General features: G+C 38.9%; 23 protein-coding genes and 1 tRNA gene. 5 read left to right on the top strand and 19 right to left on the bottom strand.

Features of this window, described 5'->3' with window-relative positions; genetic code table 11:
- Window positions 1-11: 11 nt before the first annotated feature.
- From KE503_RS11840 to KE503_RS11755, 19 genes are all read right to left on the bottom strand, one after another.
- Window positions 12-85 (bottom strand) — tRNA-Ile (locus KE503_RS11840).
- A gap of 61 nt (window positions 86-146) precedes the next feature.
- On the bottom strand, window positions 147-698 hold the full coding sequence (locus KE503_RS11835; RefSeq protein WP_212385351.1) for a hypothetical protein: 552 nt from the start codon (window positions 696-698) through the stop codon (window positions 147-149).
- A 12-nt stretch (window positions 699-710) separates the two neighbouring features.
- Window positions 711-1,622, bottom strand: a complete 912-nt coding sequence (locus KE503_RS11830) for a DUF6731 family protein (protein ID WP_212385350.1) — start codon at window positions 1,620-1,622, stop codon at window positions 711-713.
- A 273-nt stretch (window positions 1,623-1,895) separates the two neighbouring features.
- Window positions 1,896-2,312, bottom strand: coding sequence for a sigma-70 family RNA polymerase sigma factor (locus tag KE503_RS11825; RefSeq protein ID WP_212385349.1), 417 nt, complete (start codon window positions 2,310-2,312; stop codon window positions 1,896-1,898).
- Window positions 2,313-2,538: 226 nt separating this feature from the next.
- Window positions 2,539-2,730, bottom strand: coding sequence for a hypothetical protein (locus KE503_RS11820; RefSeq protein ID WP_212385348.1), 192 nt, complete (start codon window positions 2,728-2,730; stop codon window positions 2,539-2,541).
- Between the two features lie 24 nt (window positions 2,731-2,754).
- Window positions 2,755-3,138: a hypothetical protein gene (locus tag KE503_RS11815; RefSeq protein WP_212385347.1), complete on the bottom strand. Its 384-nt coding sequence runs from the start codon at window positions 3,136-3,138 to the stop codon at window positions 2,755-2,757.
- On the bottom strand, window positions 3,125-4,513 hold the full coding sequence (locus tag KE503_RS11810) for an SNF2-related protein (RefSeq protein WP_212385346.1): 1,389 nt from the start codon (window positions 4,511-4,513) through the stop codon (window positions 3,125-3,127). The genes KE503_RS11815 and KE503_RS11810 overlap by 14 nt, the downstream gene beginning before the upstream one ends.
- Window positions 4,510-4,845: a VRR-NUC domain-containing protein gene (locus tag KE503_RS11805; protein WP_212385345.1), complete on the bottom strand. Its 336-nt coding sequence runs from the start codon at window positions 4,843-4,845 to the stop codon at window positions 4,510-4,512. Before KE503_RS11805 ends, KE503_RS11810 begins: the two co-directional genes overlap by 4 nt.
- 237 nt (window positions 4,846-5,082) lie before the next feature.
- Complete coding sequence (locus KE503_RS11800) at window positions 5,083-7,506, bottom strand: virulence-associated E family protein (RefSeq protein ID WP_212385344.1); 2,424 nt, start codon at window positions 7,504-7,506, stop codon at window positions 5,083-5,085.
- Between the two features lie 10 nt (window positions 7,507-7,516).
- On the bottom strand, window positions 7,517-9,496 hold the full coding sequence (locus tag KE503_RS11795) for a DNA polymerase (protein ID WP_212385343.1): 1,980 nt from the start codon (window positions 9,494-9,496) through the stop codon (window positions 7,517-7,519).
- The gene (locus KE503_RS11790; protein ID WP_212385342.1) at window positions 9,493-10,161 is read right to left on the bottom strand and encodes a DUF2815 family protein; all 669 of its coding nucleotides are present in this window, start codon (window positions 10,159-10,161) and stop codon (window positions 9,493-9,495) included. The genes KE503_RS11795 and KE503_RS11790 overlap by 4 nt, the downstream gene beginning before the upstream one ends.
- Before the next feature lie 15 nt (window positions 10,162-10,176).
- Window positions 10,177-11,325: a DUF2800 domain-containing protein gene (locus KE503_RS11785; protein WP_212385341.1), complete on the bottom strand. Its 1,149-nt coding sequence runs from the start codon at window positions 11,323-11,325 to the stop codon at window positions 10,177-10,179.
- Window position 11,326: 1 nt separating this feature from the next.
- On the bottom strand, window positions 11,327-11,806 hold the full coding sequence (locus tag KE503_RS11780; protein WP_212385340.1) for a hypothetical protein: 480 nt from the start codon (window positions 11,804-11,806) through the stop codon (window positions 11,327-11,329).
- Window positions 11,775-11,987, bottom strand: a complete 213-nt coding sequence (locus tag KE503_RS11775) for a hypothetical protein (RefSeq protein ID WP_212385339.1) — start codon at window positions 11,985-11,987, stop codon at window positions 11,775-11,777. The genes KE503_RS11780 and KE503_RS11775 overlap by 32 nt, the downstream gene beginning before the upstream one ends.
- Window positions 11,984-12,235, bottom strand: a complete 252-nt coding sequence (locus tag KE503_RS11770; RefSeq protein ID WP_212385338.1) for a hypothetical protein — start codon at window positions 12,233-12,235, stop codon at window positions 11,984-11,986. The genes KE503_RS11775 and KE503_RS11770 overlap by 4 nt, the downstream gene beginning before the upstream one ends.
- A 14-nt stretch (window positions 12,236-12,249) precedes the next feature.
- Window positions 12,250-12,375, bottom strand: coding sequence for a hypothetical protein (locus tag KE503_RS14740; protein WP_283093092.1), 126 nt, complete (start codon window positions 12,373-12,375; stop codon window positions 12,250-12,252).
- Complete coding sequence (locus KE503_RS11765; RefSeq protein ID WP_212385373.1) at window positions 12,376-12,639, bottom strand: hypothetical protein; 264 nt, start codon at window positions 12,637-12,639, stop codon at window positions 12,376-12,378. It lies immediately after the preceding gene.
- A 155-nt stretch (window positions 12,640-12,794) separates the two neighbouring features.
- Window positions 12,795-13,007: a hypothetical protein gene (locus tag KE503_RS11760; RefSeq protein ID WP_212385337.1), complete on the bottom strand. Its 213-nt coding sequence runs from the start codon at window positions 13,005-13,007 to the stop codon at window positions 12,795-12,797.
- Window positions 13,008-13,032: 25 nt separating this feature from the next.
- Complete coding sequence (locus KE503_RS11755) at window positions 13,033-13,266, bottom strand: helix-turn-helix transcriptional regulator (protein ID WP_330622005.1); 234 nt, start codon at window positions 13,264-13,266, stop codon at window positions 13,033-13,035.
- A gap of 145 nt (window positions 13,267-13,411) precedes the next feature.
- On the opposite strand from KE503_RS11755, the gene KE503_RS11750 reads away from it, so the two are divergent.
- From KE503_RS11750 to KE503_RS11730, 5 genes are all read left to right on the top strand, one after another.
- Entirely contained in the window at window positions 13,412-13,852 is a 441-nt protein-coding gene (locus KE503_RS11750; protein WP_212385336.1) for a helix-turn-helix transcriptional regulator, read from the top strand.
- Between the two features lie 13 nt (window positions 13,853-13,865).
- Window positions 13,866-14,288 carry an ImmA/IrrE family metallo-endopeptidase gene (locus KE503_RS11745; RefSeq protein ID WP_249183053.1) on the top strand — a complete coding sequence of 141 codons (423 nt, stop codon included), beginning with the start codon at window positions 13,866-13,868 and terminating at the stop codon, window positions 14,286-14,288.
- A gap of 100 nt (window positions 14,289-14,388) precedes the next feature.
- Window positions 14,389-15,372 carry an HNH endonuclease gene (locus KE503_RS14590; RefSeq protein WP_249183052.1) on the top strand — a complete coding sequence of 328 codons (984 nt, stop codon included), beginning with the start codon at window positions 14,389-14,391 and terminating at the stop codon, window positions 15,370-15,372.
- Window positions 15,373-15,788: 416 nt separating this feature from the next.
- On the top strand, window positions 15,789-16,682 hold the full coding sequence (locus KE503_RS11735; protein WP_212385334.1) for a hypothetical protein: 894 nt from the start codon (window positions 15,789-15,791) through the stop codon (window positions 16,680-16,682).
- A 17-nt stretch (window positions 16,683-16,699) separates the two neighbouring features.
- Window positions 16,700-17,057 (top strand): hypothetical protein (locus KE503_RS11730; protein WP_212385333.1); only part of this gene is annotated, 358 nt, incomplete at its 3' end.

The following is a 17,057-nucleotide window of genomic DNA, read 5'->3' as shown; positions in this document are numbered from 1 at the left end:
TCTTTTAAAAATGGACCTCCAGGGATTCGAACCCCGGACCGATCGGTTATGAGCCGATTGCTCTGACCTGCTGAGCTAGAGGTCCGTAAATTTATGCACGAAAAAAGACCCGGGGGTCCGAAGATCACCCGAGTTTATTCTATCTGTTATTTTATACTTTTATTCAATTCATCCATTACTTGTTTTTGATCTTCAGACATATCTGAATTTATAGTTTTTCCTTCTTTAATCCCATTATCATCAGAAAAAATCAATTCTAGCATATATTTAATGCTTCTATATGTCAAGATCATAAAAAGAAAGAAAAAATAAATCCATAAATAAAAACTATACGTTCTTACTTGTTTTTGAAAACTTTCATTAAAATACATAAAAACTGTTACGGTTGCACTAAAAAGTCCCACCACCACTGTTCCTTTTATATATTTTTGAAACAGTTTATTAGTATCTTTTTGAAATACACGCATAACAAATTCAGATTCTTTCTTCATCCCCATGATTACTGGCATTATTGCACCGAAGAACCCAACAATCAAGCCTGTCATGGTTAGTACACTATCTAATGCATCATATAAATGTTTATCGTTTATATAATTTATTTTACTCCACCACAACAAGGCAACAACAATTAAGCTCAAAACATACGGATATCCTCTTTCTAAATAATATGCTACTGGATTCCATCTAGTATTTTTCATTTAACCATCACCCTATTCTATTAATAGAAATTTATGTAATTCCTCTCTTTTTTCAACAAAACAGCGTACCATTCTTTTATATATCACGTCCGTGTCTAGGGTTTCTCGACTTTTTAAAGTAAATTCTATCTTATCGCTTGTTACATTATCAAATAAATCGATAACTTCAGCTGTAGTATCATCATCGTCTTTTACCGTAATTTTAGCCCCACTTACATGATAACTGTCTTCTCTCACATCATTGATTATATTTTGAACAGTATATCTGTCTAAAGTTTCTATGCCAGAACGACCTAAACTTATCGTCACATGCGCACAAACTCCTCCAACATCTGCACATGATTTTATTAGTTTACCCAATGGTTTTTTGTCGTCTGTATATGATCGATTTAAATTTGCAAATGAAATATCAATCTTTTTATAATAGTCCCTCTCAAAAGCTTTTTCATCAAGAACAAAACTAATAGGTGACAAAATAAATTTCTCATCCCTATTACCGTTTAAATCAGTTACAATCTCTTGGAATTTTGTAGGTGATATAGAAAATCTATTCATTTGAAACATTATTATTCCAGTTTCTCTTTCGTAAACAAAAGATACATCTTCTCCTATATACTCGTCATCATCTAAATGTAGCGGCTCTGCTTCAGTATTTTCCTTGACTTTTGATGGAATATTAGTATCTCTCATTTTCATTAATTTAACATACCATAAACCATAGTCCTTGTTTGTGCGCATTGTTTCAATTCGATATTTTAACCCTGAATGCTCAATTTCTCTTGTTTTAACAATTACTCCTCGTCTATATAAATTAGCTAATAATTCACCAAAATCAAAAACTTCCGGACTTGACCATTCACCGTTATCTATGTAACTTTTTCTAATCTGATAATAATTAAACTTTATTGTTCTCTTATATTCCATTTTTATCTACTCCCGTGCGATCATCATTTTTTTTACATTTTAGCACTATTTGGTATCTTATACTACATAATTCGATAAAAAAATTAAACGCACTGTAACGCAGAACATATGTTCTACTTTTATTATATACGCTTTTTTCAAGATATTCAATACAAATACACAAAAAGAACACCGCATTTCTGCGATGCTCAAAAAAAATTTGCACGGGCGATTGATTGGACTCTATCCAATTTCCTCAAGTATAACTATAACACACTTTTTTGTTTAATTTGTTTAATCTTTTAGATTTTCACTAACTATTTGAGATATTCTGCCTTTCGTATATCCCAATTGGTCTCCAACTTCCTGCTGCGTCTTGCCATTTAGATAAATGAGTTCAAAGATCTGTCTTGCATTGCTATCAGGAATCTGACTGATAAACTCTTCAATCTCTGTCAGAAGTTCGTCCACCTGTTCCTGTCTTTTTTCGTTAATTATCATCTGCCGATAGATCACATCTGCCTGTTTCGGCTCTGACATCGAAACACTCATATGCGTTTCGATATAGGGGAACGTGTTCATGGATCCTTTTACCTTCCCAATGACTGCCGGAATCCTCTCTGCTCTCTCATTCAGTTTCTCCGTTTTCTCTTCCAGCATCTTCTGCTCCCTCTTCAGAAATCGATACTGCCTTAGCTTTTTCTTATCCATGTCTTACCTCCTGTCACCTGTGTTGCATCGGCATCCTAAACATCTCCCCAGTGTTTCACGCAATGTCTATGTACAAAACAATCTGTCCTTCTCTTTGTTCTAGACCACTCTGTCTCATCGTCCTCCGGATCCATCGCTTCGCCACAGACCACGCAGCGGGGATGAGCCCCACCGTGTTTCTCTCTGGTCTTCTTGTATGCGTTCATTGCTGTCCTGTTATTTTTGATCATTGTCTTTCTTCCCCCCCACCTGCATCATAGATCTCACATGAGATCACCTTATTGCCAACTCCATTATCGACAACTTCAAAATCAACATCATATCCGATCTCAGCCAGATGATCGATGATCCCAAAGTCATTGCCGTTATCCTGCGAATGAATATAGACCTTCGCAAGCTTCTGTCTGATCTTTGCCATAATTAATTCACTCCTTAACTTTCCTTAACGATTTTCTCTGATCGTAAGCTCAATGCCGGTCTCATCTCTGATTGCCTCCAGGATATCTGCCCACGTAACTAATCCATCATTCATGCATTCTGTTTTCAAGTTAAACCTTGCTTTGAACTGATCCAGCCGTTTCTTACCAAAACCAAACTCGTCTCTCAGCACCATGACGCTCATAGCAAGAACGGTATCCAAGATCTGCTCCTTAATCTTCTGTGCTGCTTTATCCATTTCTCTATGATCGACAGGAACCTTAATCCCTGTAACTCTCCGGCGTTTCATTTCTCTCTCTAAGGCTTCCGCTCCACCTTCTTTGACAATGCGTAAAGCAAGTTCCAATCCTTCAGTCCTGCCTTCCATCTTTGCATCAATCTTTCCCATCGTTCTCTCCTTTCACGCTCTTGATCCTTGCCTTTAAGGCATCCAAGAACGAATCCTGTGTAACTTCCTTCGCTTCCAGTGCATCCATGACATTTTCATCATATCCACCGGCAGTAACCAGATGATGGATCACAACATTCTCTTTCTGCCCCTGCCTGTAAAGTCTGGCATTTGCCTGTTGGTATAACTCCAAGGACCAGTTAAGTCCAAACCAGACAATGATATGTCCTCCTGCCTGAAGATTTAATCCATATGCTGCACTTGCTGGATGGGCAAGTAGGATATCCATCTGTCCGTTGTTCCAGGCTGTGATGCTGTCCGGATTCTTTAACTCTCCGATCCGAAGCTTGCTCTTTTTCAAAGCCTTCTGGATCCGTGCCTTATCATGCTTGAAATTATAAAACACTAAAATCCCTTTTCCTGTATTTGCATCGATGATCTCTTTTAAGGCTTCGATCTTCTCATCATGCACCTCATGGTATACGCCGTCTGCATCATAGACAGCTCCGTTGCAAAGCTGCAGTAATTTATTACTTAAAGCCGCTGCACTTGTAACATCAATAGTCTCTCCATCGATATCCGCGATCATCGTTTTTTCCAATTCTTCATACTGTTTCTTTGCTTTATCCGGAAGTTTGATATGGCGGACATTATCGATCCGTTCTGGTAATTCCAGATAATCTTCTGCTTTCATGGAGATACAGATGTCTTTGATCCGTTCGTTGATCTCTTCATCTGCCCATGTCCTTGGATTATATTCATAGATCACATTTCCATTTCTTGCTCCTGGTGTGAAGTAATTATCACGATATCCGGTTAAAGTCTTTCCTAGCCGTTCTCCTTCATCCAGAAGATAGATCTGCGCCCACAGGTCTTCCAGTCCGTTCGGGGTTGGCGTTCCTGTAAGCCCTACGATCCGATGAATGTGACTCCTGACACTTTTTAATTTTCGGAATCGTTTGGCCTTGTTGGACTTAAAACTTGACAGCTCATCAATGATCACCATGTCAAACGGCCAGTCATTTTTATAATAGTCAACCAACCATGAAACATTGTCTCTTGATAATACCCAGACATCGCCGGGTGTGTTGATCGCTCTGATCCGCTGTTTGATACTTCCAAGGACTGGGATCACCCGAAGCATTTTTAAGTGATCCCATTTCTGTGATTCCCTTGTCCATGTATCTTCTGCGACCTTCTTCGGTGCGATGACAAGAACTTTTCGGACTGCAAACCGATTGAACCTCAAATCATTAACTGCGGTCAGTGTGATCACTGTCTTTCCAAGTCCCATGTCCAGGAACAATCCTAAGACCGGATCTGTGATCATGCGGTTAATACAGTATCTTTGATAATTGTGTGGTACGAATTTCATATCATGCCTCTCTGTTCTAACTCTGTGATCTTGTCCAAGGACTTACCCGGATTCCATGCTTCGATCTCCCAGATCACCTGATCAATATCTTTTTTGTCATCAAGAACTGTTGCATAACATCCCGTTGCTAAGATCTTACGGATCTGAACTTTCTGAAGCGGTGTTGTTTTCTCTCCTGGGCGTTTCAATTCTACGAATCCAGATTTTCCACATTGAAGGATTACAATCCTGTCTGGTACTCCGGCATTGCCCGGGGATACAAACTTATATGCCATACCGCCGACCTTTTTTACTTCATCCCTGAACTTGGATTCTATATTGCTTTCTCTCATGTCATTCTCCTTTACCGTAAACATGTAATCGAAATTCCCTATATATATACGCGTGTATGTGTGCACATGGGGTACGTTATACTATTACCCTTTATATTTTATTTTTAAAGAATTTAATGTTTACAATGTTTACATTCTATTCAAATCAAGTATTTATGCGGTTTTTCTCGTAAACATTCATTTGTTTACAGTATGTTTACCTTGTTTACATTTCCAAATATTGTATGTTTACATTTTTTATGCTTGCACCTCTTTGTTTACACGAATGTAACCTCTTTGTGTGCCATAAGGACCGAATCTTGCAGATGATACTCGATCCCATCCGCCAATACAATTAAGAATGCTATTAATCTCTATGATGTCATACCGTTTCATCTGTTTGAGATCACCGCCGAAACACTCACACCATATTTCTGCCGCACAAATTCTTTCTCTATCTACTAAATTACTTTCATCCTTTACCTGGAATTCACTATTGAAAAATGATCTTCTCTGTGCCTGACTCTTTTCCTTCCAGTCTGTTGGAATCTTCTTCTCCAGGAACTCTCGGATCACACCTTCCTTCGGAGATGCTTCTCTATAAGTTTCTTGCTTCTCCTGTGCCACTTTGGCAACATCGCCAGACATATATAACGGTTCTCCTAACATCCATCTTGCAACTGCTTCTGCCCATATCTGATCAACTTCTGCCGACAGTTCCTGAAAGATATTCTTCTTTGGTTTCTGCTTTCCAAGTCCGATCGGCCAGAATCTACGATTCCCCGTTCTGTCCTTTAAGAACTCCTTGTCGTTCGTAGTTCCTACGATGATACAGTTTCGTGGAAAATTCGCGGTCCTGCGTCCATACGGCATACGATAAACATCCTCTTTCTTACTTAAGAACTGTTTGACCGCATTCATCTCTGACCTGTTAAATCCAGTCAGTTCTCCTGCTTCAATGATCCAGTATCCCTGCACCATTTCCGCTGCATCTTTCCCTTCAAACGTACTCATTGAATCAGAATACCAGTCCTTGCCTAACATTGAAAAGAATGTACTCTTTCCAACACCCTGTGCCCCAGACAGGATCAGCATATAATCAAATTTACATCCTGGATGCATGGCTCTGGCGACTGCAGCACACAATGTCTTCCTTGTTGCTGCACGTACATATTCAGAGTCCTCTGCGCCAAAATAATCGATCAGCAGTGTATCTAATCGTCTGATCCCATCCCAGTTAAGGCTTGTAAGGTATTCACGAATCTTATGTCTTTTATGTCGGTTTGCATAGATCGCCATGCCGTCTAATATCTTCTTTTCTCCTGTGATCCCGTAAGTCTTCTCCATGTAATGCCTTAATCCGGCATCATCTTCATCGGTCCACGCACGATCCTTATAAGGAAACTCCGGATGGAACTCCCACGGCATCGGTCTGCAGACAGTTGCCCTGTTTGCAAATTCATCATGATATAATCGGTCCTTTAAATTTGGATCGTTTTCCAGAATGATCAGCACGTTGTCGATCGTCTTGTTTGGCATTCCTGTTTGTGAACTGCAGCTTAACTTTTCCATCCAGTCAAGATCTTCTTTTGATATCTCCTGTGAAAATTCGGACTGTGCGCGTTCATATCGTTCTGCAGTAATGACTTTTGCAACATTTGACTGTTCCATCGCAAACTCGCACATCGCAGAAAAGGACGGAAGTCTTGTGACCGGTGTTCCTTCCTTTGATTCATAGTCAAGTTCATAAAACTTATGGATCCGGACCAGATCAAATGCATTACACAGTCTGCCGCCTGCGGGATCTGTGGCATGATGGCTGTATAAGAACAATCCATCCTCATACAGCACAGCCCCACCAACTGTCGAACCCTCCGTATAGGTATATCGTCCCGGATGCATATCACATGGTTCATAGATACCATCCAGAAACGCATCCATTGCCTGTTCCACTGTATACGTCTTACAAAATGCACCGACAATCCCTTTCTTCTCTAATGGGTTTCCCTGTTTTTTGATACTGCGGTCGCGAAGCTTTACCGCTCCTGGTACTTCCGGCCATTGTGTAATATCTCTCCAGTTATCATACGTTGCAAGCATCCCGTCTTTACTTAAAAATGGCTTGTCTGCATAGCAGAATCGATACTGGCTGTCTTTACTGCAGCTTGGCCAGTACATTAATCGGACTGTTTCGAATGTTGTTGGATCAAAGATGCCCATTCCGATATATTCTGCAGCACGTCTTGCGATTGGCTCATATTCATCCGGAGAAGCCGGCTGATCCAGTGGCAGAATAATTCGAAGTCGAGGTGCTGCCTCTTCATGCTTCCTGGTACTGTAGATTACATAAGAACAACCAAGGTTTTCTAAGATACCGATCACTTCATCGGTTCCACCCGGCTTTATATGATCAGCATCTAATGTGATCAGATAGCGATAACCGGCATTTTCATTTCTTCGCTGTTCTCTGGAAAGTTCTCCACCGACAAAACCACCGACATCCTTGATCTCATCTTGTTTTGCTTTGCGGTAACCCATATACTCCGCCAGAGTTTCTTCCGTTCTGATCGGATGTTCAAGCTTCTCCACAAAATCAGACCAGTACATCTCCTGTTTCAGCCAGGTCTTTGATCTTCGGCTGCTTCCCGTTGATATTTTAATTTTTAAGTCATTCTGAAACATGCCGTTCCTCCTACTCTTTCTTATAGAAATCTCCTGTAAATCCATCTGCATTTAATGGCAGTCCTTCTGCCCACTCCGGAGCCTTGCACATCAGATCAATGGCTCTCTCCAGTGTCAGATCAGAGCCTTTTGGCACTTCCGCTATGATCTCGTCATGAATATGGAAGTTGATGAGGTAGCCACCGAATAACATATTTCGGATCGCATTTGCCAGCAGATCTCTTGCCACTGCCTGTACAATATTTTCGACTAGCTTTCCACCATACGTTTCAAGTCTCTGCCATTTCTTTGTCCCGTCAATGCCCATGTATGTGATACTCTTGTTTCCCCATGCATTCTCTCCGATCTGTGGATCCGGATAAAACAGACATCGTCCGGAAGGAAGTTTGATCATGAAATAATCCGCATCTCTCATAAATGTGATTCCATGTTGAATCTGATTTGTTGTCCCAAGTGTTACCGTCTCGATCGCACAATTCTCTACGGTATACCAGAAATCCTGAATCCGTTTGTTCGCTGTTCTCCATCGGTGTACGATATCTGGAAGTTCTTCTTCCGTAAGTCCCATTCTTAAAGCGCCCATCTGGATCAATGCCCCGGTACCACCTTGGTATCCGAGGGCTAATTCTGCGACCTTTCCTTTTGCTCTGAGTGCATATTCCGGATTTCCTTTTTTGATCTTTTCAATAGGTACGTTAAACATACTGGAAGCCGAAGCTTCGTAGATCTTGCCGTGAGTACGGAAGACCTCCAGTCTCCAATCTTCTCCGGCTAACCAGCTGATCACTCTCGCTTCGATCGCAGAAAAGTCTGCAACTACGAACTCGTACCCATCTCTTGGCACAAATGCCGTCCGGATCAACTGAGAGATCGTATCTGGCAGACTTCCATAAGTCAGTTCAAGCATCGCTGCATTTTCCTGTTTTACTAGATTTCTAGCCAGTGACAACTCTGGAATATAATTTCTTGGAAGGTTCTGGACCTGAACCAGACGTCCTGCCCATCTTCCTGTTCTGTTCGCGCCGTAAAACTGTAATAATCCGCGGACTCTGCCATCCTTACAGACCGCATTTTCCATAGCTGTATATTTTTTCACGGAACTCTTAGCCATCTCTTTGCGTTTCTTCAGAACATAATAGACTGCGGGATTTGCTTTTACTTGTGGCGCTTCTAACAGTTCGTTCACTGCTTCTTTTCCTAACTTGTCGATATCTTTTCCAAGCTGATCAGATAGCCACTGTTTTAATTGGGCAACACTGTTTGGGTTATCAATTCCAGAAACACGCCGGATATCATCTCCTAGCTTTAATGCTGCCTGATCACTTAATTCCAATGCCCCATTGATCAGTGCAAGGTCCACCTGAGTTCCTTGCTGATTAATAGTCTGGTCATAATGCCAGTTCGTCCATTCCTGTATCGGAACTGGATAATCTTTTAAATGATCTTCGATCGCACGTTCCACTTCCACATCCTGTTTGCAGTATTCTTTAAACAGATTCCATTTTTCCATATCATGTTCTGGAAAATTTCTTGTACGTCCGCCATTTCTTTTTGTAGGTTTGCATGGTACACAGAAATAACGGATCAGTGCTTTTCCAACTGCCATCTTTTGTTTTTCCTGAGAAAATCCCATTGCTTTTCCAACTCCTGCAAGTGATGCCGGATACCCACAGTAAAGAGAGTGGATCATTGTACACTGCCACTGATCCGGCCAGATCTCGTAAAACTGACTTAATGCATTGATCTCGAAGTTTGCATTATGTGCCATCTTGATCGTTGCCGGTGCTTTCAGATCATTGATCACTTTTTCTGGAAGTTTCTCTCCCTGTGCAAGATCTATGATCTCAACTGGTCCATCATCATAGGCATAAGCAAACAGTAGAATCTGAAAGTCCGGCGACTGTACATATTTGTACAGCCCGGACTTTGCAATGTCTACACTACTATAGGTCTCGATATCGATATGCAGGATATTCTTCTGCGGGATCATAATCCCATAACTCCGCCGCCATTGATCGGAGCCCCCGTGATCGGATTAATTCCAGTGACTGGATTCATACTCTGCTGCGTTGCTGCAGCCTGTGTGTTCATCTGTGGAACTGCTGCAGTCTGGACATTTGCCTGTGGCATTGGTCCAAAGTCTTCCGCTGCTGTTGTTCTTCCTGTTAATGGATCTCCTTCTCTTGTTTTCTGGACGTTGTTAAGTCCACACCCAACACCTCTGTTTCCGTTCGTGTTATATGGAAAGAAATTTAAAGAAACTCTTCCATAGCATCCAGCATATACTTCTGCAGGATTTAAGATTGCCTGACAGTTTGCATCGACAACTTCCGGTCTCTGTTTACTGGATGCGGTCATAACCATATGCCCTTTACACTCTTCTCCGAACGGCTCTCCGTTTGGTCTTGTTCCATCCCCATCATGCATCGGATTCTTCAGCATTGCCGGCATCTGTCCGTTGAATTTTGTAGAGACACCTTCCTGTGCTGCAGCCTGCATTGCTGCTTGGATCGCATTGATCGTTGCTGTATCTGTCTTAGGGATCAGGATCGTCACAGAATATTTTTCTTCCTGTCCAGGATTGTTTGCATGTGGCTGAAATACGTGTGGAAATGAAAATCTTACTTCACCTGTTGTTACTTTTGTATTACTCATAATTTTTTACTCCTTTTATTTAAAATCTTCTGCTGCTGTTGTTTTCGGGTTATAGACCGGACGTTTATCAGATTCCGGTGCAAGTGTCGGTTTTCCATTCGGCTTCTGGATGAACTCTCCACAGATCGTCTGGAAGTCTTTCTTTCCAACCATCCTCTCCAGATCTGTTAGGGTAAGCTGTGCTCTTTCATACAAAGTCTCTTTTGGAAATCCATTCTGTTCCAGAACATCCGCCATCTTCTCATAATCCGTGATCATACGATTGCTTCTGCCCTCAACGATCTTCCATCCAGGAATCTCTCCGCCATCAATCAGTTTTGTCTGTGCATAGGACTTTAATTTTTTATGCCATGCAACTAACTGTTCTGCTTTTGCAAGGGCTTCTCCCACCTCTTCATCTGAAAGCTCTGGAGGAAGTTTCGTTTCATATGTTTCCAGAAGTTCCAGATTGTCATAAGCTCTCTGTCTACAGTTTAAGACTTTGCAAAATCTGCAGTGTTCTCCGGAACGAAACTCTCCTTCTCCTTTGTAAGCTAATTCAGCTTTCGGTTTAACTACAACCTCTCCCCATGTTGTCAATTCTCGCTTGTTCGTTTTCCAGGTAGAAAAGTTATTGAGTCTTGGCTGCACAATATGAAAAAAAATGTCCTCGATTGGATATAAAAATCCGTAAGCCTTTAATGCTCCTAACGCATACAATCCCATCTGCGGATTCCCACCTGCATTTACTGGAACACCTTTTCCGTATTTAAAATCGATGACATGCATGACCGACCCGAAAATCAAGATGCAGTCTGCAGTACCGAATCCATCCGGCACGTACTCATCAAACTCAACTCTTTTTTCCACCGCCATGTATGGCTTTTCTGGAAGACTGTTACTGAGTGTCTCCACATAATCAACATACTGATCCGTAAATCCCTGCATCTCTTCCTGATACATCCCATTCTTTTTGATCTTGTTCATTCTTCTTGTGTAGGTTCCAGTCTTTAATGAATCTGCAGTTAGCTTTAACTCACAGATCTCATGTGCCAGAGTTCCTTCTTTTGTATAAGAGCTCTCTGTATCTGGAAGTTCATCACACAGTTTCGCGGAAGGAGTGCAATGAATCCACTGCACTGCTCCGCTTGCTGATAACAAAGCATGTTTTCTTTTCTTAGCCATCTTAGATCACCGCCCCAATCGCTTTGATCGCGGATGCAAACTCCCCATACTTCTCCTGTGGCAGATCCATCAAAGTCTGTGCACCTAATGATGCCAGCGCATTCTGTACATCCTGCATCTTTCCGGCATCGATCAGGCCTGTTGCTGCAACTGCCAACTGTTCCATCGTATATGTAGGAGTTGCGGTAGCTGTTGGCACTGGATTAACTGTAGATGTTGTATTTTGAGCCACAGGTGCTGTTGGTGTGGTCTGTGTTGTTGGTACAGGCTGCACATTCTGTACTGGCTGTGTACTCTGTACAGTTGTACCTGTTGGTGCAACTGTTGCCCTTGGCGCGACTTTCTGCTGTACTGCAGGTACTACCTTTGGTGTATCCATCTGTACCTGTGTTTCTTCTTTCAAGGCCTCTGTTGCCTTCGCTAACGCAAAAATCGCATTTGCCAGATTGTCAAGCCCTGTTACTTTTACTGTGATCTCCATTGTTATGTCCTCCTAATTCTTCTTTGTTTAACAGATACCCGATCCCTAATATCTCAAAGATCAGGCTTGTATCAAGATCTTGTCCAGCTTTATACAGCCGGACAAGAGTTTCAACTCTTTCATAAGATGCTGCTAATTCATCGTATACTTCACGACTGATCAGCAATCTATCTTCTTTCATTGTCTCTTCTCGCTTTCTGTGTTATAATGCACTTGTGTTAAACTATTTATATCTGCACCTTCTGGAGTTGCCGCTTCAGGGGTGCATTTTTCTTTTATAAAATCTCGAATTTCTTTCATCTGATCAAGCCTTCCATTGTCGTATGCAACTAACTCCACACCGCCAGTCTGTTCCAGACGTTCGATATGTCGTTCTTGATCCGCAATATCTTTATCGAGCTTTTCAATAATTTCTTTTTCGTCAACCATCTTTTTCTCTCCTTTCATTTCATCGTTAACTTGTCAAGCATCCACTCCATTGCTCTTTGTCCGATTTTTGTTCTGGACAGAGCTAAGCAAATGATCATACTGACTGCCATGTATAAGCCAAATACTATTGCTGTTGCCATTTATGCTCCTTTCTCTGGTTGATACAAAATTCCTGTGACTTCCCAGAATAGCTTTGGACTAATATAATAATTTGTCCTGCTCTTTCCGGATTTTCTAAATGCATACCCGATTGGAAGCCATCCTGCTTCAATACCTGCCCGAATGAAGCAAGCATCTTTACCCATCTTCTCTGCAGCATATGCTATCGGCACGTTTCCCTCTGGAAACTGTTCTGGTGCATTGGTGTATGCTGCTAAAATTCTTAGATCTTGTCTTCTACTCACGTTTCTCACCTACCTTTCTTCAGATGGCTTAAGTCTCCGTCCGATTGAGTGCTATTTTAATGATTAACCAATTTTACAGAGGAGTTTCGGGGTTACATGTATCGGACAGAGGATTAAGCCATCTGTATTATTCTGTTGTCTTTCTTTTGCACATCCTAAATATAGATATAAATGGATGTTCTTTCTAAGATCACTGCAACTGCAAGAATATCTATTATTACCTTTTGCAAAAGAAGTTCCTTCTTCATTTCGCTATATGGATCTTCTTTCTTCAATTTCCTATAAGCATATATTTTTAATAATGCTTCTAATGTAAAGAATGCTATCGCAACAAATCTTGTGATATTTATGTATTTCGTCTTTCTCACCTCCTGGTTATTTAGTTAATCCATTTTAATTGGATTTCTTGGGTAAAAAAATATAGTCAATTGGAATACCATATAATTTACTAAGTTCTCTCCCTTGCGACATTTTCGGTTCAGAAGTCCCTTTTTCCCAGCTAACGATAGTCTGTTTTCCAACATGCATATGTTTTGCGACCTCTTCCTGTGTCATTTCTGCATTTACTCGTGCTGAAGCTAAAGAAATTTGAAATGGTACTGCTTTACCTTCGTTTATTTCTGTCACATCATCACCGCCTTTCTTTAATTTCTGTATTTATTATAAATCCATTTTAAATGGATGTCAATACTAAAATCAATTTATTTTTGACTTTTAGTTGCAAAAAATCAATTTTTATTGTACTATATTAATAACGAAGTGAGGTGATTTAATGTCAGATGAAAAGCAAAAGAAAATATTCTCTAAAAATTTATCTTTCTATTTAGAGAAGTCAGGAAAAAGCCAAAAAGAGGTGGCTAAAGCTATTGGAGTTATTCCCCAAACATTTAATACCTGGTGTACAGGACAGTCCATTCCTCGAATGGGAAGCGTACAAGCTCTTGCTGATTATTTTGGAATTGGAAAATCTGATTTAATAGAAGAAAAATCCGATCAAACTATTGAGCTAACTAAGAAAGATGAAAAAGATATTGCAAAACGATTAGAGCAAACTCTTGATCAATTAGAATCCGATCAGGATGGATTGATGTTCTCTGGAGAACCTTTAGATGATGAAACAAGAGAATTATTAAAAGCAAGTCTCCAGAACAGTATAACCATCGCAAAAATAAATGCTAAGCAAAAATTCACACCAAAGAAATACAGAAAATAAAGGAAGTGATTCATTGGATATTCGTAAAAAAACAAACTCACTAAAGAAAAAATATGGTACGAATAATCCTTTTGACATTGCTAAGTATTTAGGAATCAAGGTTATATTTGAACCATTAGGATCTATTAGTGGATACTACAACAAACAGCTTCGTATGAAGCAAATACATATAAATCATGATCTTTCTGATCACGATCAGCTATTTACATGTGCTCATGAGTTAGGGCATGCAATCATGCACCCAGATGCTAATACTCCGTTTTTAAGGAAACGAACTGGACTTCTGGTAAGTAAAATGGAAATTGAAGCAGATAAATTTGCAACTGAGCTTTTAATTGATGATGAAATTTTTCTTGAATTTCAAGAATTTACTACTGGACAATTGGCAAGAATGCTTGGGTATGATGAAGAGCTTATCAAATTAAGATTAAAATAGCGACCACTTACTGCAATAAGTAGCCGCTACCTCTAGTGTATAAAATATGTAAACTATACAAATTGATTATAACATACTTTTTATATGAGGAGGAAAAAATATGGAACTAATTGTAAGTATTATTATGATAGGTATTATGATATGGTTTGTCTTTTATCTCTTGAGTATAATCTGGCCGCTTCTTTTAGCTTTGGCTATTGCTTTTGTTGCTTGGAAAATTTACGAACTTTTTTATTACAAAAGTGCAAAATTTACAGAAATAAAAGAGCGTATTGTAACTTACATTAACGAATGTAATGACTTAAACGAACATATCGAAAGTTTAAAGAATACGGACCTAATTTCTAATAAAGCTGATTACGGGAATGCTTCTTATCATGATGCTAGTAAATTAAACTACAAAAGAAAACACTTAAAAGAGGAACAAAAATATGCTCCAAATGTTCACCATTGTTCTCGCACCGTTTGTAGTAATGCTCAGAACAAACCTTTTGAATATGTTTGTAAATATTTTGGTATAAAAGCAGACGAGAAAACTCTTTCTAATTTCGAGAGTATTTTAAATAATTTCGATGCTGCCGAAGAAGGTAAAGAACATCTACAGGCCGAAAAAGAGAAAATCTTGCATAGTATTGAAAACGACGTTCCGTTTTTAATTAAAAAATTCAGTAAAAAGAAATTAGAACAGCATCTTGGATTCGAAGAAGTTGATATGAGTACCGCATATTTTCCGAAATACGTATTCGAATATGTTAGCTCTGGTGGAAATGCTTCTATGAATTGTGATGTTGTTATGGATATTGAGAATTTAAACAAATTCGTTGTATTTTTATCCGAAAAAATTAAATTTAACAAAAGTGTTGCCGGGCAACGTGCTCTAATGACTAGTAAACTTCGCCAGCACATTAAAGAGCGTGATAATTTTACTTGCAAACAATGTGGTGCATCTGTTGAACAAGAACCACACTTACTACTTGAAATTGATCATATCATACCTGTTTCTAAAGGCGGATTAACAACAGAAGATAATCTTCAAACTTTGTGCTGGCGCTGCAATCGTAGTAAAGGCGCTAAAATTCAATAAAAGAAACCCGCCCAGCTACCAACTGGACGAAACATTGCGACATCGCAACAACAGAACTTTGAAAATATAATATACTTACCCAGGAAGTCGTCAGGCGGCAAGTCTCCAACACCGCTCCGAGCATTGCGGAAAGGAGGCTCTTATGAGTACATATGAGGAATTTATGATCATCATAAATGTTGCACTATTAATTATTGCCATTCTGAACTATACACATAAAAAATAGCCGTCCTGCCCCTGGTAAGTGTAGAACGACCATTTTTCGTTAAGCATTCGCCGGAGCGGATGGGTTTGCTCCATCGTGCCGACTTCCTTGTTAAGTATATTATAATCAAAGTTCTTAGATTTTTCAATACTAAAAATGCACAGTTAATATTAGATAAAATTATAAAACTAATTAACCAAGGAGAACCAATATGTCAAACCAAACAAAAAATAGTATTTATGCTGCTACACGTTACTCTCTTTTAATTGACGATCAACTTACTTTTGAATCTCTTACAAAGACAAAAGAAGAAATTTTTAATAGCTGGCTCGAAGAATTATACGCAGAAAAACATATCACAATTAATGTAGGACAAGATCAATATATTATATATTGTGTAAAAGTTAATGATACCACTTATATTTTGAATTTTGCTAAAAACAAAGAAGAAACCATAGGTGTAATGACTGATACCGATATTCAAAGTCAATCTGTTCCAAATTATGTTAATTTTTATATTCCAATTAATACAGCCAGACAAATTATTCTTATACAAAAAGCTTTAAAATTTTCTGTAAAATTTGATACACAAAAAAACGATCTGGTACGTGCATTAAATGAAATTTTTGAACCCAAAGGATTAACCATTTCTATTGATTTCATTACTGAAAAACAAGAGTTTTGGAATTTTGTAAAAGAAAACAAGGGTTCTATAAAAAAATTAGAAATTCAGCTTACGGCAAGAAACTTCTTAGGAAGTATACGAAGCGTAACGGAATTATTAGATGAATGTAAAAAATCTTTCAATAATACCAGTACCAAACTTTCATTTTCTAATGATCAGGGAAACTTGAAAATTCCTGAGAATGATGAATTTATCAATGATGCCGTTAGCTATTCATCATCAGGATGCGGATCATGGAAAATAACAACAAATGACAAATCCAGATCTTTATCCAGTGCAAACCGTATAGCACAGCAAACCATTGACATCAATAATATTTCAAATTTAACAGCGGACGATATCTTGCATTTAAGAAAGGCTTTTGATAATATTAATTCCATCGATGATACTAATTTAAATGATGATACTAATTTAAAATGAGTTGAAAGGAGGAAATAATGAAATCAACAAGTGCAAAATTAATAATAATTTTTGTAGCTTCAACAATTGTTTCATTTTTTACAAATGGATATGACGTAAATATAATAAATTATTCAACCATATTAAATACACTAATGAGCAGTTTTGCGGTTTCTTTCGCTATTGTTGCTATAATGTTCACTATCTTAGATCGATACAAAGAAAAAACCTGTGATCCAAAATTATTTCTAGAACGTACACAATGTATTTTATCAGAATTAATTGAAGATACAATTGGCTTATTTGCTTTAATCGTATCTCTATTTATTGTTTCGTTAGCAAAAAATATAATTTTAATTTGTAACTTTAAGTATTTTAACCTATATAAAATAATAT

Origin of the sequence: Anaerostipes sp. Marseille-Q3525 (assembly GCF_018223505.1) — a bacterium.
Lineage (GTDB): Bacteria > Bacillota > Clostridia > Lachnospirales > Lachnospiraceae > Anaerostipes > Anaerostipes amylophilus.
Note: the sequence above shows the minus strand (reverse complement) of the source record. Positions and strands in the feature narration are given on the sequence as shown.

What these genes read in the sequence shown, in the direction of transcription:
- KE503_RS11735 (WP_212385334.1), top strand. Translation starts at nt 15,789, where the DNA reads ATGTCAAACCAAACAAAAAATAGTATTTATGCTGCTACACGTTACTCT.
- KE503_RS11770 (WP_212385338.1), bottom strand. Translation starts at nt 12,235, where the DNA reads ATGGTTGACGAAAAAGAAATTATTGAAAAGCTCGATAAAGATATTGCG.
- KE503_RS11785 (WP_212385341.1), bottom strand. Translation starts at nt 11,325, where the DNA reads ATGGCTAAGAAAAGAAAACATGCTTTGTTATCAGCAAGCGGAGCAGTG.
- KE503_RS11815 (WP_212385347.1), bottom strand. Translation starts at nt 3,138, where the DNA reads ATGGGAAAGATTGATGCAAAGATGGAAGGCAGGACTGAAGGATTGGAA.
- KE503_RS11810 (WP_212385346.1), bottom strand. Translation starts at nt 4,513, where the DNA reads ATGAAATTCGTACCACACAATTATCAAAGATACTGTATTAACCGCATG.
- KE503_RS11825 (WP_212385349.1), bottom strand. Translation starts at nt 2,312, where the DNA reads ATGGATAAGAAAAAGCTAAGGCAGTATCGATTTCTGAAGAGGGAGCAG.
- KE503_RS11800 (WP_212385344.1), bottom strand. Translation starts at nt 7,506, where the DNA reads ATGTTTCAGAATGACTTAAAAATTAAAATATCAACGGGAAGCAGCCGA.
- KE503_RS14740 (WP_283093092.1), bottom strand. Translation starts at nt 12,375, where the DNA reads ATGGCAACAGCAATAGTATTTGGCTTATACATGGCAGTCAGTATGATC.
- KE503_RS11780 (WP_212385340.1), bottom strand. Translation starts at nt 11,806, where the DNA reads ATGGAGATCACAGTAAAAGTAACAGGGCTTGACAATCTGGCAAATGCG.
- KE503_RS11750 (WP_212385336.1), top strand. Translation starts at nt 13,412, where the DNA reads ATGTCAGATGAAAAGCAAAAGAAAATATTCTCTAAAAATTTATCTTTC.
- KE503_RS11775 (WP_212385339.1), bottom strand. Translation starts at nt 11,987, where the DNA reads ATGAAAGAAGATAGATTGCTGATCAGTCGTGAAGTATACGATGAATTA.
- KE503_RS11835 (WP_212385351.1), bottom strand. Translation starts at nt 698, where the DNA reads ATGAAAAATACTAGATGGAATCCAGTAGCATATTATTTAGAAAGAGGA.
- KE503_RS11830 (WP_212385350.1), bottom strand. Translation starts at nt 1,622, where the DNA reads ATGGAATATAAGAGAACAATAAAGTTTAATTATTATCAGATTAGAAAA.
- KE503_RS11820 (WP_212385348.1), bottom strand. Translation starts at nt 2,730, where the DNA reads ATGGCAAAGATCAGACAGAAGCTTGCGAAGGTCTATATTCATTCGCAG.
- KE503_RS11790 (WP_212385342.1), bottom strand. Translation starts at nt 10,161, where the DNA reads ATGAGTAATACAAAAGTAACAACAGGTGAAGTAAGATTTTCATTTCCA.
- KE503_RS14590 (WP_249183052.1), top strand. Translation starts at nt 14,389, where the DNA reads ATGGAACTAATTGTAAGTATTATTATGATAGGTATTATGATATGGTTT.
- KE503_RS11805 (WP_212385345.1), bottom strand. Translation starts at nt 4,845, where the DNA reads ATGAGAGAAAGCAATATAGAATCCAAGTTCAGGGATGAAGTAAAAAAG.
- KE503_RS11795 (WP_212385343.1), bottom strand. Translation starts at nt 9,496, where the DNA reads ATGATCCCGCAGAAGAATATCCTGCATATCGATATCGAGACCTATAGT.